The sequence below is a fragment of the Psychroserpens sp. genome (assembly GCF_036960315.1).
Classification (GTDB): domain Bacteria; phylum Bacteroidota; class Bacteroidia; order Flavobacteriales; family Flavobacteriaceae; genus Psychroserpens.
In genome coordinates this window covers 612,123-628,115 of sequence record NZ_JBALVR010000001.1, presented here as the reverse complement: position 1 = coordinate 628,115, position 15,993 = coordinate 612,123, and the positions used below count along the sequence as shown (strand labels likewise).

At 32.8% G+C, this 15,993-nt stretch carries 18 protein-coding genes; 15 read left to right on the top strand and 3 right to left on the bottom strand.

The window, feature by feature from the left end:
* Positions 1–3 precede the first annotated feature (3 nt).
* Both galE and V7719_RS02785 read right to left on the bottom strand, forming a co-directional pair.
* Complete coding sequence (gene galE, locus V7719_RS02790) at positions 4–1,026, bottom strand: UDP-glucose 4-epimerase GalE (RefSeq protein WP_335728330.1); 1,023 nt, start codon at positions 1,024–1,026, stop codon at positions 4–6.
* A 1-nt stretch (position 1,027) separates the two neighbouring features.
* Positions 1,028–2,182, bottom strand: a complete 1,155-nt coding sequence (locus V7719_RS02785; protein ID WP_335728329.1) for a DegT/DnrJ/EryC1/StrS family aminotransferase — start codon at positions 2,180–2,182, stop codon at positions 1,028–1,030.
* A gap of 88 nt (positions 2,183–2,270) precedes the next feature.
* Here V7719_RS02785 and V7719_RS02780 point away from each other — a divergent pair, with 88 nt between their 5' ends.
* The 3 genes from V7719_RS02780 to V7719_RS02770 all read left to right on the top strand — a co-directional run bounded on the left by V7719_RS02780 (position 2,271) and on the right by V7719_RS02770 (position 4,704).
* A complete protein-coding gene (locus V7719_RS02780) occupies positions 2,271–3,497 on the top strand; it encodes a 3-deoxy-D-manno-octulosonic acid transferase (protein WP_335728328.1) in 1,227 nt (408 codons plus the stop codon).
* 37 nt (positions 3,498–3,534) lie between these two features.
* Positions 3,535–3,918 carry a hypothetical protein gene (locus tag V7719_RS02775; protein ID WP_335728327.1) on the top strand — a complete coding sequence of 128 codons (384 nt, stop codon included), beginning with the start codon at positions 3,535–3,537 and terminating at the stop codon, positions 3,916–3,918.
* 177 nt (positions 3,919–4,095) lie between these two features.
* Positions 4,096–4,704, top strand: coding sequence for a hypothetical protein (locus V7719_RS02770; RefSeq protein ID WP_335728326.1), 609 nt, complete (start codon positions 4,096–4,098; stop codon positions 4,702–4,704).
* 43 nt (positions 4,705–4,747) lie between these two features.
* Here V7719_RS02770 and V7719_RS02765 read toward each other — a convergent pair whose 3' ends face one another.
* Entirely contained in the window at positions 4,748–5,992 is a 1,245-nt protein-coding gene (locus tag V7719_RS02765; protein ID WP_335728325.1) for an NAD(P)/FAD-dependent oxidoreductase, read from the bottom strand.
* A gap of 101 nt (positions 5,993–6,093) precedes the next feature.
* Between V7719_RS02765 and V7719_RS02760 the strand changes: the two genes are divergently transcribed.
* From V7719_RS02760 to V7719_RS02705, 12 genes are read left to right on the top strand one after another with little or no spacing between them, the layout of a single operon-like run.
* Complete coding sequence (locus V7719_RS02760; protein ID WP_335728324.1) at positions 6,094–7,629, top strand: HAL/PAL/TAL family ammonia-lyase; 1,536 nt, start codon at positions 6,094–6,096, stop codon at positions 7,627–7,629.
* Positions 7,629–8,765, top strand: coding sequence for a WG repeat-containing protein (locus V7719_RS02755; protein ID WP_335728323.1), 1,137 nt, complete (start codon positions 7,629–7,631; stop codon positions 8,763–8,765). The genes V7719_RS02760 and V7719_RS02755 overlap by 1 nt, the downstream gene beginning before the upstream one ends.
* 36 nt (positions 8,766–8,801) lie before the next feature.
* A complete protein-coding gene (gene fabG / locus V7719_RS02750) occupies positions 8,802–9,533 on the top strand; it encodes a 3-oxoacyl-ACP reductase FabG (protein ID WP_335728514.1) in 732 nt (243 codons plus the stop codon).
* Between the two features lie 14 nt (positions 9,534–9,547).
* On the top strand, positions 9,548–10,765 hold the full coding sequence (locus V7719_RS02745; protein WP_335728322.1) for a beta-ketoacyl-[acyl-carrier-protein] synthase family protein: 1,218 nt from the start codon (positions 9,548–9,550) through the stop codon (positions 10,763–10,765).
* Positions 10,766–10,772: 7 nt separating this feature from the next.
* Complete coding sequence (locus V7719_RS02740; protein ID WP_335728321.1) at positions 10,773–11,015, top strand: phosphopantetheine-binding protein; 243 nt, start codon at positions 10,773–10,775, stop codon at positions 11,013–11,015.
* Positions 11,016–11,032: 17 nt separating this feature from the next.
* The gene (locus tag V7719_RS02735) at positions 11,033–11,917 is read left to right on the top strand and encodes an LpxL/LpxP family acyltransferase (RefSeq protein WP_335728320.1); all 885 of its coding nucleotides are present in this window, start codon (positions 11,033–11,035) and stop codon (positions 11,915–11,917) included.
* A 7-nt stretch (positions 11,918–11,924) separates the two neighbouring features.
* Positions 11,925–12,362 carry a hypothetical protein gene (locus V7719_RS02730; protein ID WP_335728319.1) on the top strand — a complete coding sequence of 146 codons (438 nt, stop codon included), beginning with the start codon at positions 11,925–11,927 and terminating at the stop codon, positions 12,360–12,362.
* A gap of 7 nt (positions 12,363–12,369) precedes the next feature.
* The gene (locus V7719_RS02725) at positions 12,370–12,816 is read left to right on the top strand and encodes an acyl-CoA thioesterase (protein WP_335728318.1); all 447 of its coding nucleotides are present in this window, start codon (positions 12,370–12,372) and stop codon (positions 12,814–12,816) included.
* A gap of 7 nt (positions 12,817–12,823) precedes the next feature.
* A complete protein-coding gene (locus tag V7719_RS02720; protein WP_335728317.1) occupies positions 12,824–13,960 on the top strand; it encodes a beta-ketoacyl-[acyl-carrier-protein] synthase family protein in 1,137 nt (378 codons plus the stop codon).
* 53 nt (positions 13,961–14,013) lie between these two features.
* On the top strand, positions 14,014–15,108 hold the full coding sequence (locus V7719_RS02715; RefSeq protein WP_335728316.1) for a methyltransferase: 1,095 nt from the start codon (positions 14,014–14,016) through the stop codon (positions 15,106–15,108).
* Positions 15,109–15,114: 6 nt separating this feature from the next.
* A complete protein-coding gene (locus V7719_RS02710; protein ID WP_335728315.1) occupies positions 15,115–15,735 on the top strand; it encodes a 3-oxoacyl-ACP synthase in 621 nt (206 codons plus the stop codon).
* Positions 15,735–15,992: a phosphopantetheine-binding protein gene (locus V7719_RS02705; protein WP_335728314.1), complete on the top strand. Its 258-nt coding sequence runs from the start codon at positions 15,735–15,737 to the stop codon at positions 15,990–15,992. The genes V7719_RS02710 and V7719_RS02705 overlap by 1 nt, the downstream gene beginning before the upstream one ends.
* The last annotated feature ends 1 nt before the right edge of the window (position 15,993 follow it).

The window sequence follows — 15,993 nt, the reverse complement described above, 5'->3', positions numbered from 1 at the left end:
AATTTATAAATTCCTGATCTTCTTTTCCCATTTCCAAGCAGACAATATAGCATCATCAAGAGTAGATTTCGCTGTCCAACCAAGACTATTATTTGCTTTTTCGGTATTAGCATATGCAGATATCACATCGCCTTCTCGCCTTGGTGCAAATTTGTAGGTAAGTGACTCTCCAGATACTTTCTCAAAAGATTGTATGACTTCTAACACAGAACTCCCAACTCCTGTACCAACATTAAAAGTCTCAAAGTTTGAGCTATTCTTATTCTCAAGTAAACGTTCTAAAGCTATCACATGAGCTTTTGCAAGATCGACAACATGAATATAATCACGAACGCAAGTGCCATCAGGTGTTGGATAGTCGTTACCAAAAACAGACAAACTATCTCTTAATCCAGCAGCCGTTTGAGTAATAAAAGGAACCAAATTCTGCGGAACACCAATAGGTAACTCTCCAATTTTCGCACTAGAATGTGCGCCAATAGGATTAAAATAACGTAAGGCTATCGCATTAAAGTCTGATTTTATTTTACACGTATCTTGAATGATTTCCTCACCAATTTGTTTCGTGTTTCCGTAAGGAGATTCGGCTGGTTGCACTGGAGCATTTTCTGTAATAGGCATTTTTTCTGCCTGACCATAAACTGTACAAGATGAACTAAAGATAAAATTAGAGTCCTCTAACCCTATCATTTCTTTCAAAACATAAACAAGCGCGTTGATATTGTTTTCATAGTAATGCAATGGTTTTTCTACACTCTCACCTACGGCTTTACTAGCAGCAAAATGAATTACACCTGAAATAGTGCTATGTTTTTTAAAAAACTGTTCTACATCTGATTTTTCTCTTAAATCCAGTTTTTCGAAAATTGGCTTTTTTCCAGTAATAGCTTCTATTCCGTCTAAAACATCGATAGAAGAGTTAGATAAGTCATCAATAATCACAACCTCAAAACCTTCATTTTGTAATTCGACAACTGTATGTGAACCAATAAAACCCAGTCCACCAGTAACAAGAACTTTCTTCATTTTAAGAATTTACGAAATTTATAATTGTAGACGTAATAAAGTCAATTTGTTCATCATCTAATTCGGTATGCATAGGTAATGAAATGACTTCATGAATCAATTGATTAGTCACTTCAAAATCGGCTTCATTATATCTAGAATCCTGATATGCTTTTTGTCGATGTAACGGAATTGGATAATAAACGCCACAAGGAATTCCGCTTTCATTTAAATGTTTAGCCAATGCATCGCGATCACTATTTAAAATACGCAATGTATATTGATGAAACACATGACAATCACAAGCATCACAGATACCAGAACAGGAATCTTTTCCTGAAGGAACAATAATATTTTCTTGACCTTCAAAAGCTTTACTGTAAGCTCGCGCTGCATTTTGTCTAGCCTTATTATAACTATCCAATCGTTTTAATTTAATATCTAAAACTGCAGCTTGAACAGAATCTAATCGCGAATTTACGCCAACCACATCGTGGTGATAACGTTCATACATGCCATGATTTACGATACCTCTAATGGTATGAGCCAAATCATCATCATTAGTAAAAATCGCACCTCCATCACCATAACAACCTAAATTTTTAGAAGGAAAAAATGATGTGGACGCTACATGTCCAATCGTTCCTGCTTTTACTTTCCTTCCATCACTGTATGTATATGAAGAACCTATAGCTTGAGCATTATCTTCAATAACGTAAAGTTCATGGTCTTCAGCAATTTGCATGATTGCTTCCATATTAGCACACATTCCGAAGAGATGTACAGGAACAATTGCCTTGGTTTTAGGCGTAATGGCATTTTTAATAGCCTCGACATCAATATTAAAAGTCACAGGATCTACATCAACCAAAACCGGAGTGAGCTGTAAAAGTGCTATCACCTCAACTGTTGCTGCAAATGTGAAATCTGCAGTAATCACTTCATCACCAGGCTTGAGACCCAATCCCATCATTGCGATTTGCAAAGCATCGGTTCCATTGGCACATGGAATGACATGTTTGATATCTAAATAATTTTCTAAATTTTTCTGAAACTCATGAACCTTTGGTCCATTTATATAAGCCGTAGAATCTAAGACCTCCAAAACAGAGTTATCTACCTCAGCTTTTATTTTGCTATATTGACCTTTAAGGTCAACCATTTGGATTTTTTTCATATGTTACGAAATTACGAAATTCATCAGCATTAAGCAATGAAATTATAGCAAAGAACCCTATTTTAGCACGAACTAAACTATTTAACTATTGTACGATTTAGGAATATATCTACTTTCATTTGTTCTGAAGACTTTAGCCTTATTTAACACGAAGATAAATCTAGGTGTTAAAGGTCGTCATCAAACCTTCAGCATATTAGAAAATACCATCAATAAAGGTGACAAAACCTTTTGGTTTCATTGTGCTTCTCTTGGTGAATATGAACAAGGTCTGCCCGTTTTTGAAACTTTAAGAGAACGCTATCCAGACTACAAAATTGTACTCACTTTTTTCTCACCTTCAGGTTATGAAATTAGAAAAAATACAAAAATTGCTGATGTCGTTGTATATCTTCCGTTAGACACCAAAGCAAATGCCAAACGGTTTCTAAAATTGGTGCAACCAGAATTCACTGTATTTGTGAAATATGATATCTGGCCAAACCTATTGCACGCATTAAAAGGTCACAATGGACGTGCTATCTTAATTTCAGCTGCATTTAGAAAAAGCCAATCCTATTTTAAATCTTATGGTGGTAAACGCAAAACAGCTTTGCTTGCTTTTGAGCATATTTTCGTTCAGAATGAAAGTTCAAAATCACTATTAAATTCAATTAACTATAATTCAGTAACCGTCTCTGGAGACACAAGGTTTGACAGAGTGACTAATCAGTTATCACAAAATAATACACTTGATTTTATTTCAGAATTTAAGGATACAAGTACTTGTATGGTTATAGGAAGTTCGTGGGCCGAAGATGAAGAGATTCTCCTGCCATATATAAATGAACATGCTTCTGAAAGTCTAAAATTTATAATTGCGCCGCACGAAATCAAAGGCAGTCATATAAAGGATATCGTTTCTAAACTGAAGACAGATTCCGTTTTATTTTCTGAAAAAGAAGGCAAAAATTTAAAACCCTTTAATGTCTTTATTATTGACACTATTGGCTTACTCACAAAAATTTATAGTTATGCCGATATTTCATATGTTGGAGGAGCCATGGGAAAAACAGGCCTACATAACATATTAGAACCTGCAGTTTTTGGTTCACCAATACTTATAGGTAAGGATTATAAAAAATTCCCTGAAGCCTCTGCTATGATCGAAAAAGCGGGTGTCATTTCGGTAGTTGATAAAAACGATTTAAGAACACTACTAGATTCACTTACCGCATCTTATGAACTTCGCAACTCATTAGGCGAAAAAAATGCAGCTTTCATAAAAGAAAACAAAGGTGCTGTCGTCCAAATTATAGATTACATCCGTATATAAGGCATTAATTTAATGTATTAACACTAAAACTTTTACAATGAAAAAATTGATTTTAAACATCGCATTGGTATTGGCACTTGTTGTGACTGTGACATCATGCAGAGAAACTAAAGAAAGTACTGAAGAAGCTGGTGATGCAATAGAAAACGCAGCAAAAGAAGCTGGAAATGCTGTTAAAGATGCTGCTGAAGCAACAGGAGACGCTATCAAAGACGCTGGTGATTCTCTAAAAGAAGAAGCTGGTAATGCTCTTGATGCTGCGGGAGATGCTATCAAAGATGGTGCTGACAAAGTTAAAGAAGACGCTAAAGACATGGCTAATGATGCTAAAGACGCTGCAAACGACGCAGTAGACAAAGTTAAAGAAGAAGGCTCTAAGGCTTTAGATGATGCAGCTAGCAAGGTGAAAGTAAACAACTAATTAAAAGTTGCTTAAACAAAAAAGGACTGATAAAAATCAGTCCTTTTTTATAGAAATACTTGATTGAAGTGCAGGACTCTAGCATTTCAAAAAAAAAATATTTAAAGCAGTTTTTAAAATAATTATATTCATTATATTCGTGGTCATTTTATTACAATTTAAACTCTTAATTTTATTATGAAAAAACACATAACTATTATTCTAATTTTCTTTTTTACATCCTTAGTCTATTCTCAAAAAATGAAAGTAGTGAATGGAGATTTTGATTTCATTAAAGATCAAAAAGAAATTAATGTCGAGTTCGTATATGATAACATGAAACTCCTTAAAAAAAACCTTAGCAATGATGAATACGTAAAAGAACGATCTGGCGATTTAGAAGCAAAAGGTAAAGGAAAAGGGAAAACTTGGAAAAAAAGCTGGGTAGCTAGTCGTGAACTTATTTATGCTCCAAAATTTTTAGAGCTAATGAATAGAGATTTACTTGATAAACAGGGAATGTCGTTTGAAGAAGACCTTACAGAAGCAAAATATACGCTTATTGTGGAGACCATATGGGTATATCCAGGATGGAATGCGGCTGTCATGAGAAAACCTGCAAAACTAACCACCTTATTAAAATTTGTTGAAACAGCTAACAGAGACAATGTGATGTTAGAAATTACAAGTAAAAATGCACCAGGAAATCGATTTGGTGGAACCTTTAGTAACGAAGACCGTATTGGTGAAGGCTTTGCAAAAACGGCTAAGACCTTGTCTAAATTAATTATGAAAAAAGCATTCTAAACTAATTAGATAACTATATTAAAAAGCGAATAATTAAAAATAATTATTCGCTTTTTTGTTTTTCCATATCAATAATATGCGCAACTGCCTTTACAAGTCTATGATGATTTTTCACAAATGGGTTTGTTTCATCCCAAACATATCCTGCTAAAACAGCACATATTTGTTTTTTTATCACTGGGTTTTCTGGCTTATGAAAGAATAGTTTCTGTAGATTTCCTGTATACCATTCCTTTACATAAGTTGCAAAAACATTAACTCCTTTTTTAATATAATCAGAATATTCTACTTCCCAGTTAACAGTTTCACTTTGCAACTCTTTGGTTATTAATTTTGCTGCAAGTAAAGCCGATTCTGTTGCAAAAGTAACACCAGAAGAAAACACAGGGTCTAAAAATTCGGCACTATTACCTGTTAGGACATAACCTTTGCCATAAAGTTGTTTTACAGATTTTGAATAGTTTTTTATTTCAACAGGATTAAACAAAAAATCGACACCATTAAATCTATCGCTATAATAATCTGAAAGCTTCAGCATTTTAGCTAATTTTTCAGTCGTAGTTCCTTTAAAGGATTCTATAAATTCTGTTGAACCAACATAACCTATACTTGTTACACCATTAGAAAATGGGATTACCCATAACCAAGTTCTAGTATCAATAACATCAAATGTTATACGAGTACCCTCCCAACCTTTTGGCCGTTTTATATCTTTTACATGCGCAAATATTGAAGATTGGTTTAGAAGTTCTGATGGTTTTTCTAAATCTAAGAGTCTTGGTAAAACTCTACCATATCCACTCGAATCAATAATATATTTTGCGCCAATGGTATTACTTTGTCCATCTCCATTTCTAATAGTGGTTACAGAAGTTCCATCATTGTTAAAATTCACATCAACAACCTCATGCTCAAAAGCGATATCCACACCTTGCTTTACAAGCTCATTGGCTAGTACATTATCAAAATCAGCTCGTGGTACTTGCCATGTCCAATTCCAACCTTCAGTATGTTTCTTACTAAAATCGAAATTACAAACCTCTTTACCTCTTAAAAATCGTGCGCCTTCTTTAACCTCGAAGTTTTGAGCTTTTAAACAGTCTAACAAACCTACTTCTTCAAAATGATCCATACATCTAGGCAGTAAACTTTCGCCAATAACAAATCTTGGGAATTTACTTTTTTCAACTACTTTAACCACACAACCATTGTTTTGTAAATAAGATGCTGCAACACAACCCGATGGTCCTGCACCAATAATTAACACATCAACATTTTCATCACTCATAATCTTAGTATAAAATCATTAATTATTATAAATTTGCAATCCAAAATAACTTCATTTTTAGTTATTAAACTATTATTTTTATTAAATATTACCAATTATAGATGTTAAAACTGAATGGAACCTTAGGTATTGAAGATTTTTACAAAATAATTTTTGAAAATAATCCTATTGAAATTGATATTAGCGTTTTTCGAACTATTGAAAATAGTTTTAATTTTTTGAAAGATTTTTCAGAAAACAAAACCATCTATGGCGTTAATACTGGCTTTGGACCTATGGCGCAATACAAAATAGCAGATGCCGATCGTATTAAATTACAATATAATTTAATTAGAAGTCATGCTTCTGGAACAGGAAACGTTATTCCTCCTCAGTACGTAAAAGCTGCTATGTTAGCTCGATTGAACACCTTGTCTTTAGGTAATTCAGGAGTACACAAATCGGTAATAGAATTAATGAGTACATTAATTAACAGAGATATTATTCCATTAATTTATGAGCATGGTGGTGTTGGTGCTAGTGGCGATTTAGTACAATTAGCACACATGGCACTTGTTTTAATTGGTGAAGGCGAAGTTTATTATAAGAATGAATTAAAACCTACAAAAGAAGTTTTTGAAATTGAAAACTTAAAACCGATTACTGTTGTTTTACGTGAAGGGCTGGCCTTAATGAATGGAACTTCAGTAATGACAGGTATAGGCATTGTAAATACCATAAATACAAGACGATTATTAAATTGGGTAATTTTATGCTCATCAGCAATTAACGAAATAGTCCAGGCATACGATGATCATTTGTCATTTGAGTTAAATCAAACAAAAAAACACAAAGGACAGCGCGAAATCGCAAAACAAATGAGAACGCATTTATCTGATAGCAAACTAACCAGAAAACGCGAAGAATTCCTATATAATAAAAACCCTGAAGTAACTGTCTTTGAAGAAAAAATACAAGAATATTATTCACTACGATGTGTTCCTCAAATATTAGGGCCTGTTTTAGATACGTTGGATAATGTAGAACGCATTTTAATTGAAGAAGTGAATTCTGCAAACGATAACCCTATCGTTAATGTTGAAGAACAACACGTATACCATGGCGGAAATTTTCATGGAGATTATGTGTCGTTAGAAATGGACAAGTTAAAATTGGTAGTCACCAAAATGAGTATGCTCGCAGAGCGACAACTCAATTATTTACTAAATCCAAACCTTAACAATATTCTTCCGGCATTTGTTAATCTTGGAACCTTAGGATTAAACTTTGGTATGCAAGGTGTACAGTTTACAGCAACCTCAACAACGGCAGAAAACCAAATGTTGTCAAACCCAATGTATGTGCATAGCATTCCTAATAATAATGACAATCAAGATATTGTTAGCATGGGAACGAATGCCGCTCTTATTACAAAAAAAGTTATTGAAAATGCTTACGAAGTAGTCGCTATAGAAATGATTACCATTGTGCAAGCTATTGAATACCTCAAAGTACAGGACAAAGTATCTACAAAAACTAAAAAAATGTATGATGCTATAAGACAATTAGTCCCTATATTTACAGAAGACATTGTTATGTATCCTTATGTTAATGAGGTGAAAGCTTTTATTCTGAATCACAAAAATAACATAGTATAATGAAAACTAAATACGCATTATTACTTCTTCTTTTTCAAAATGTTTATACTATTAATGCCCAAGAGTTGGCCTTAGTTAAAGAAAATAATTTATTCGGATATATTAATACTTCAGGGGAGTATGCTATTCAGCCACAATTCAAAAAAGCTTCAAGTTTTTCAGGTAAATATGCTGCTGCAATTGAAGGCAAAAAATGGGGATTTATTAATACATCTGGAGAATGGGTGCTTAAACCTGAATATGATAGAGTAAAAGACTTTAACTCTGGCTATGTTCTTGTTCTTAAAAATGACCAGTGGAATTATATAAATGCTTCTGGGGAAATTTTAAACACCCCTGTAAAAGAGAAATATTATGATTTTAATGATGGTGTTGCTTTTTATAGAAGTCATAAAAAAATGGGACTTTTAGGAACAGATGGCAAACTAATTCTAGAACCTACTTACGATGTTATTAAACCCTTTATTAATGGATATGCAAGAGTAAGAAATGGCGATAATTGGGGTATGATTAACAAAAACGGCAAGGTTTTCATTCCATTAGAATATGCTGAGATAGGAAATTATTCTAATAAAGGTGTTTGGGCTAGAAAAGGAGAAACTTTTGGAGTTATATATAATGAGCAATTTAATATGATTACTAGTGCTGATAAAATTTGGGACTTTAATGACCATTCAAAATTAACCCATGCACGTAGCAACAAAAAAGTAGGATTTATTAATAATAAAGGAGAATGGGTTATTAAACCTATTTATGAAAAAGTAAGAGCCTTTAATAATGGATTAGCTCCTGTTTTTAATAAAAGCCTTTGGGGTTATATCAATGAAAAAGGAGAAACTATATTGGATTTTAGTTTTAGAGATGCTGAAATATTTTCGAGTAATGGATTAGCTCCAATAAAAGAGAAAAAATTATGGGGATTTATTGATAAAAAAGGGAAAGCAATAATTCCTGCTGAATATCAAATTACTGCTTCTGGATTATCTTTATTTAATAAGAATTCTATTAAAGGTTTTCATAATGGATTAGCTCGTGTAAAGAAAAATAAAAAGTGGGGATTTTTAGATAAAGAAGGCAAAGTTTTAGGTGGCAAATGGTATCAAAACGTTGAATTATTTGTAGACACAAAACAATAAGTAAGCATGTATTAAATGAACGAGAAGAAAGAAATGATTAAGTGCGCTTTAATAACAGGTGGCTCAAGAGGTATTGGGAAAGCAATTTGCATACAACTTGCTAAAGACTCTAATTACCATATTTTAATAAATTACCAAAGCAATAAACAGGCGGCTTTAAACACTTTAGAAGCAGTTAAAGAAGCTGGAGGAACTGGAGAATTATTACAATTTGATGTTGTAAATAATAAAGAGGTTAAATCTAGTATTGATAACTGGCAAGAAAACAATAAAGAGGCCATTATTGAAGTCATAGTAAACAATGCAGGAATAACAAAAGACGGTTTATTTATGTGGATGAAACCCGAAGACTGGAATAATGTAATAAACACTAGTCTTAACGGTTTTTTTAATGTCACAAACCATTTAATTCAAAAATTACTAGTCCAAAAATATGGTCGCATTATTAATATTGTTTCACTATCAGGTCTTAAAGGAACACCCGGTCAAACCAATTATTCAGCAGCTAAAGGTGCTGTAATTGCTGCGACTAAAGCTTTAGCTCAAGAAATAGCTAAACGCAACATTACTGTAAATGCCGTTGCTCCTGGGTTTATTAAAACTGATATGACAAATGACTTAAATGAAAAAGAATTAAAAAAATTGGTGCCAGCAAACCGTTTTGGTGATCCAGAAGAAGTTGCCCATCTGGTATCTTTTTTAGCTTCTAAAAAAGCATCGTACATCACAGGAGAGGTCATAAATATAAATGGAGGTATTTACTCTTAAATAAAACTACAAAAATGGGAAGAGTTGTTATAACTGGCATGGGAATATATTCCTGCATTGGCGAAAATTTAGAAGAAGTAAAAACATCGCTATATAACGGAACCTCAGGAATCATTTTTGATGAAAAAAGAAAACCTTTCGGTTATCGCTCCTGTTTAACAGGTATGGTACAAGAACCTAACCTCAAAAAACTTCTAACCAGAAGACAACGTATTAGTTTGGGTGAAGAAGCAACTTATGCCTATATGGCAACTATAGAAGCTTTGGAGAATGCCAAAATAACACAAGAGTTTTTAGATAAAACTGAAGTAGGAATTATTTACGGCAATGATAGCACAGCGAAGTCTGTTATAGAATCTGTTGATAAAATCAGAGAAAAAAAAGACACCACATTAGTAGGTTCAGGGTCTATTTTTAAAGGCATGAATTCTACGATAACCATGAACCTCTCTACTATTTTTAAATTAACTGGTATCAATTTCACTATAAGTGCTGCCTGTGCTAGTGGTTCTCATGCTATTGGTATGGCATATCAACTTATAAAAAGTGGTCTTCAAGATTGTATAATTTGTGGAGGTGCTCAGGAAATTAACGAACTTGCCATGGGAAGCTTTGATGGCTTAGGAGTTTTCTCAGCAAATACAGAACAACCCGAAAAAGCATCACGCCCTTTTGATAAAAATCGTGATGGCCTCATTCCGAGTGGTGGTGGTGCTACTTTAGTGGTTGAAAGTTATGAATCTGCGATAAAAAGAGGCGCTCCTATTTTAGGAGAAATCATAGGGTATGGCTTCTCATCAAATGGTGAACATATATCAACGCCGAATGTAGATGGACCTTCTCGCGCCATGAATAAAGCCATTAAACAAGCAAATATTCCTATTAGTAGTATTGATTATGTTAATGCTCATGCGACTTCAACACCAGTTGGTGATTCAAACGAAGCCAAAGCAATATTCGATGTTTTTGGAGAAAATGGCCCTTATGTGAGTTCTACAAAATCTATGACAGGTCACGAGTGTTGGATGGCCGGTGCTAGTGAAGTTATATATTCGATGCTTATGATGCAACATTCCTTTATTGCGCCCAATATAAATTTAGAAAATCCTGATGAAGATGCTGCTAAATTAAATTTAGTAAGCAAAACGATAGATGAAAAAATTGATGTATTTTTGTCCAATTCTTTTGGATTTGGAGGAACAAATTCAGCATTAATAATAAAAAAATTATAATACCGATATGAATAAAGAAGTTATTATTGAAAAAATAAACAACTTTCTTATAGATGAATTTGAAGTTGAAGCAGACGATATTTTGCCCGAAGCTAATTTAAAAGAAACACTAGAACTCGATAGTTTAGATTTTGTAGATTTAGTTGTCGCTATAGAAGCTAATTTTAGTGTAAAATTGGCAGGAGAGGATTTTGTAAATGTTGAAACGCTTCAAAATTTTTACGACCTTATTGAGAAAAAATTAAGCTAACTCTTTACTGAAATTAGATGACGACTGAATGGGAAGGAAAGTCAAGAGGTTCAGTTTTAGGATATAAAATATTTGTCTTTTGTATTAAAAAACTTGGATTACGCTCAGCCTATTTTGTGCTGTTCTTTGTGGCTACTTATTTTTGTTTTTTTGCCATTAGCAGCTCTAAATCTATATATTATTATTCTCGTAAAAGACGAAACTACTCAAAGTTAAAAAGCATTTTAAATATCTACAAAAGCTATTATGTCTTTGGGCAAACCATTATAGATAAAATTGCAATATCTTCTGGTTTAAGGGACAAATTCACTTACCACTTTGATGGTGTAGATCAATTGAGAAACATCCTTAAAGCAAAAAAAGGAGGTATTCTCATTAGTGCGCATGTTGGTAATTTTGAAATTGCTGAACATTTTTTTAATGAACTTGAAGAAAATGTAGCCATCAGTTTACTCACAACCGATGCCGAACATAGTAATATAAAAGCCTATATAGAAAGTGTTACCAATAAATCTAGCGTAAATTTAATCATCATTAAAGACGATCTTTCTCATGTCTTTGAAATTAATGCAGCATTGTCAAGAAATGAAATTATATGTATTACAGGTGACCGCTATATTAAAGACACAAAATCGTTAACACATGAGTTATTGGGGAAGGACGCAAAATTCCCTGCCGGCCCATTTCTATTAGGATCACGATTAAAAGTTCCTGTGCTTTTTGTTTATGTTATGAAAGAAACAAGTAAACATTACCACCTTTACGCTAGAACTACTGAGGTAAGATATAGAGACCATGAAGCCTTGCTTAAATCATATGCAGAAAGCTTAGAATGGATACTCAACAAATATCCTTTGCAGTGGTTTAATTATTTTGATTTTTGGAAGGATTTAAAAAACTAGTTAAAACATGAACTTACTAAAAGAAGCCATCACAGACCAAAATATCATCCTAAAGCTCATTCCACAACGAGCTCCAATAGTAATGGTAGATAGTTTGCTATACTTTGATGAAACTAAAGTGATTTCAGGACTAACAATTTCTGAAGACAATATGTTTTTACAAGATGATTACCTTACCGAACCTGGACTCATTGAACACATGGCACAAACTGTAGCGCTTTATACAGGTTACCATTTTTATATTAAAAAATTACTCGCACCAGAAGGTTATATTGGCGCTATAAAAGGCGTACATATCAAAAAGCTTCCTAAAGTTCATATGAAACTAGAAACCGAAGTGGAGATTTTACAAGAAGTTATGGGAATCACCTTGGTAAAAGGAATAACACGATTGGATGGTGAGATTATTATGTCTGCACAAATGAAGACTGTTTTAAAAAAGTAAAGGTTAAATGAAATCAAAAAAATTAGAACATACTGAAGAAAGCACATTAAAAGAATTTCACGATATTAGAATTCGCTTTAACGAAACGGATGCTTTAGGTATTGTATGGCATGGATACTACCTTCACTATTTTGAAGATGGTAGAGAAGCCTTTGGCAGAGAACATGGAATCTCATACCTAGACGCTAAAGCTCAAGGTTATGTAACACCTATTATTAAATCGAGTTGCGAACATAAATTACCATTGCGCTACGGAGAAATTGCAACTGTAGAAACTACGTTTATAAATACACCAGCAGCTAAAATAATTTTCAAATATAAAATTATGAATGCAAAAGGAGACACCGTTTGTACGGGTGAAACAATTCAAGTCTTTGTAGATGACAACAATGATTTATCACTTACACTTCCGCCATTCTTTAAAACTTGGAAAAACAAAAACGGATTAATATAAAAACACAATGAAGGACGTTTTTATCACTGCAAACAACATCATCTCCCCTCTTGGGTTTACTTGTGAAGCAAATATTTCACAAATTACTAAAGGAGAATCTGGGATTGCTTTGCATGATACTATAGGTTCTTCCCCTTGCTATGCGTCATTAATTAACGACGACAAATTAAACCATGAGTTTAACAAAATAGGAGACGTTGATATCTATACTAAACTAGAGAAAATGATGATTTTGTCCTTACAGGACACCATCTCTCAATCTGCTTTTCCAATTTCAGATAAGACTGCTTTAGTCATTGCAACCACAAAAGGGAATATTGATGCTTTACATAATAATTTCGCTCCAGAACGTGCTTACTTACCCGTATTGGGCGAAAAAATCAAAAAATTCTTTGGGTTTAAAAATGAGCCCATAGTAATATCCAATGCATGTGTCTCTGGGATTTTATCGGTGGCTGTTGCAAAGCGACTGATACAAAATGATTATTACGATAATGCTTTTATTGTTGGAGGTGACATTGTTTCAGAATTCACATTATCAGGTTTTCAATCGTTTCAAGCCATAAGTGAAAAACCTTGTAAACCCTTTTCAAAACATAGAAATGGGATTACTATTGGTGAAGCTGCTGCTTCAATTGCCATTACTAATCAAAGATCAAAAAAAGGAAATATTCAAGTTATTGGAGATGGATCGTGCAATGATGCCAATCATATTTCAGGACCCTCAAGAGATGGTGAAGGATTATACAAAAGTGTAGTTTCAGCTTTACAAGAAGCTAAAATTACTTCAGAAACTATCGATTATATTTCAGCACATGGTACCGCAACACAATTCAATGACGAAATGGAAGCCATCGCTTTTAATCGATTAAAACTAGAACAGACACCCTTAAATAGTTTAAAAGGCTATTACGGACATACTTTAGGCGCATCAGGATTACTAGAGGCTATTGTTGGAATACACACCATGAAAAACAATATGCTTTATACTTCTTTAGGCATGGATGAATTAGGTGTTTCAGTACCATTAAATATAATTAAACAGAATAAGAAAGCAGAAATTAATACCGTCTTAAAAACCGCATCAGGTTTTGGTGGATGTAATACAGCAATTATTTTCAAAAAATTAACTTATGAGAAATAGAATAGACGAGTATTTAGTGACGTACAAAAATTTTCACCTATCAAATATATAATATGCAGAACAGATTAATCAAACCCAAAACAGGAGGACAAAAAAAATCATTAAAAGCCATCGACGCTTTACAAGAAGCACAAAAAATTGCGTTCGCTCCTTTTGTGTTTCAAACTACAGTTTCTCTTAAAAAGTTAGGTATTTTAAATTTCATCTTTGATAATAGAAAAAAAGGCGGAGTAACAATTCATGAAATTTCAAAAGATCTGTCAATTAGCGAGTATGGCATTGGAGTATTATTAGAAATAGCAGAAAGTTCAGATATCGTAAGTAAAAATAACGACAACAAATATGAATTAACCAAAATTGGTTATTTTCTTAATTATGACAAGACCGTTAATGCGAATGTAAATTTCACACACGATGTTTGTTATAAAGGTTTATTCCATTTAAACGAATCTATAAAAAACGAAAAACCAGAAGGACTAAAAGAACTAGGTAACTGGAAAACCATATATGAAGGATTATCTGAGCTAAAACCAGAAGTGCAAAAATCCTGGTTCGAATTTGATCATCTTTATTCTGACGATGCATTTAATGAGGCTTTAAAAATAGTTTTTGCTAAAACCCCAAAAGTACTTTTTGATATTGGTGGAAATACTGGAAAATTCGCGATTAGTTCATGCTATTTCAATGATGATGTTTCTGTAAAAATAATCGACTTACCAGGACAACTAGACATGGCACTATTAAATGCTAAAAAAAATAATTTCGAGGATAGAATCTCTGTTTATGAAATTGATTGGCTAACAAAACAGCCTCAAATCCCCAATGGTGCAGATACAATATGGATGAGTCAATTTTTAGATTGTTTTAGTAAAGCAGAAATTTTAAAAATATTGAAGACTTGTGTCAAGTCTATGGATGATCAAACAGAATTACTTATCATGGAAACATTTACTGATAGACAAAGGTTTGATAATGCCAAATTTGTTTTAGAGGCTACATCGCTATATTTCACAGCATTAGCCAATGGGAATAGTAAAATGTACAGCTCGAGTGAATTAATTGAATTAATTGGTGAAGCTGGATTACAAATCAATGACGATATCAGCATTGGAGAATACCACACTATATTAGTTTGCAAAAAAAAGTAAAAACTATTGAGTAAAAAATTACACATACAGAACTATTGTAAAATTATAGACGGTAAAATAACTTTAAATGGAAAGGTTATTTATGAAGACGACTCAAATGATTCAAAATCTTTTTTAAAAAACACTTATAAAAATTTAAAAATAGAATATCCTAAATTTTTTAAAATGGATAATCTATGTAAGTTAGCTTTTCTGGCATCAGAAGTACTATTGGAGCATTCAAGTATTGATTCGAAAGCGAAAGAAGATATAGCTATTGTACTTTCAAACAAAAGTTCCAGTTTAGATACAGATAGAAAGCATCAGGAAACCATAAATGATAAAGGAAATTATTATCCAAGTCCAGCTAATTTTGTTTATACACTGCCAAACATAGCCATTGGAGAAATTAGTATTAGACATCAAATAAAAGGGGAAAATGCTTTTTTTGTTTCAAATACTTTCAATGAAAAACTTTTAGAGCAGTATGCTATAAGCCTAATTCAGAATGAAAAAAGCAATCAAATTCTTTGCGGCTGGGTAGATTTTGATGATGAGAAATATCATGCATTTATGTATCTTGTGGCGGAAGAAGGAGAATACAAATATTCACAAGAATTTATTAATAAAATATATAACGAAAATTAATGGAAGCATTAAAACAAGAACTTAAAGAGAACATTATTGAGCAATTAAATTTAGAAGATTTTAACGTTGAAGACATTGCTGATGGCGATACATTATTTGGAGATGGATTAGGTCTAGATTCTATTGATGCTTTAGAGCTTATAGTGATGTTAGACAAAGATTATGGCATAAAACTTACCGATCCTAAAGAAGGAAAAACAGTTTTTTCATCTATTGAAGTTCTAGCAACTTACATTACGGAACACCGAAAAAAGTAAT

Coding starts and splice junctions, on each gene's coding strand:
- galE (WP_335728330.1), bottom strand. CDS start 1,026: ATGAAGAAAGTTCTTGTTACTGGTGGACTGGGTTTTATTGGTTCACAT.
- V7719_RS02785 (WP_335728329.1), bottom strand. CDS start 2,182: ATGAAAAAAATCCAAATGGTTGACCTTAAAGGTCAATATAGCAAAATA.
- V7719_RS02775 (WP_335728327.1), top strand. CDS start 3,535: ATGAAAAAATTGATTTTAAACATCGCATTGGTATTGGCACTTGTTGTG.
- V7719_RS02770 (WP_335728326.1), top strand. CDS start 4,096: ATGAAAAAACACATAACTATTATTCTAATTTTCTTTTTTACATCCTTA.
- V7719_RS02765 (WP_335728325.1), bottom strand. CDS start 5,992: ATGAGTGATGAAAATGTTGATGTGTTAATTATTGGTGCAGGACCATCG.
- V7719_RS02760 (WP_335728324.1), top strand. CDS start 6,094: ATGTTAAAACTGAATGGAACCTTAGGTATTGAAGATTTTTACAAAATA.
- V7719_RS02755 (WP_335728323.1), top strand. CDS start 7,629: ATGAAAACTAAATACGCATTATTACTTCTTCTTTTTCAAAATGTTTAT.
- V7719_RS02745 (WP_335728322.1), top strand. CDS start 9,548: ATGGGAAGAGTTGTTATAACTGGCATGGGAATATATTCCTGCATTGGC.
- V7719_RS02740 (WP_335728321.1), top strand. CDS start 10,773: ATGAATAAAGAAGTTATTATTGAAAAAATAAACAACTTTCTTATAGAT.
- V7719_RS02735 (WP_335728320.1), top strand. CDS start 11,033: ATGACGACTGAATGGGAAGGAAAGTCAAGAGGTTCAGTTTTAGGATAT.
- V7719_RS02730 (WP_335728319.1), top strand. CDS start 11,925: ATGAACTTACTAAAAGAAGCCATCACAGACCAAAATATCATCCTAAAG.
- V7719_RS02725 (WP_335728318.1), top strand. CDS start 12,370: ATGAAATCAAAAAAATTAGAACATACTGAAGAAAGCACATTAAAAGAA.
- V7719_RS02720 (WP_335728317.1), top strand. CDS start 12,824: ATGAAGGACGTTTTTATCACTGCAAACAACATCATCTCCCCTCTTGGG.
- V7719_RS02715 (WP_335728316.1), top strand. CDS start 14,014: ATGCAGAACAGATTAATCAAACCCAAAACAGGAGGACAAAAAAAATCA.
- V7719_RS02705 (WP_335728314.1), top strand. CDS start 15,735: ATGGAAGCATTAAAACAAGAACTTAAAGAGAACATTATTGAGCAATTA.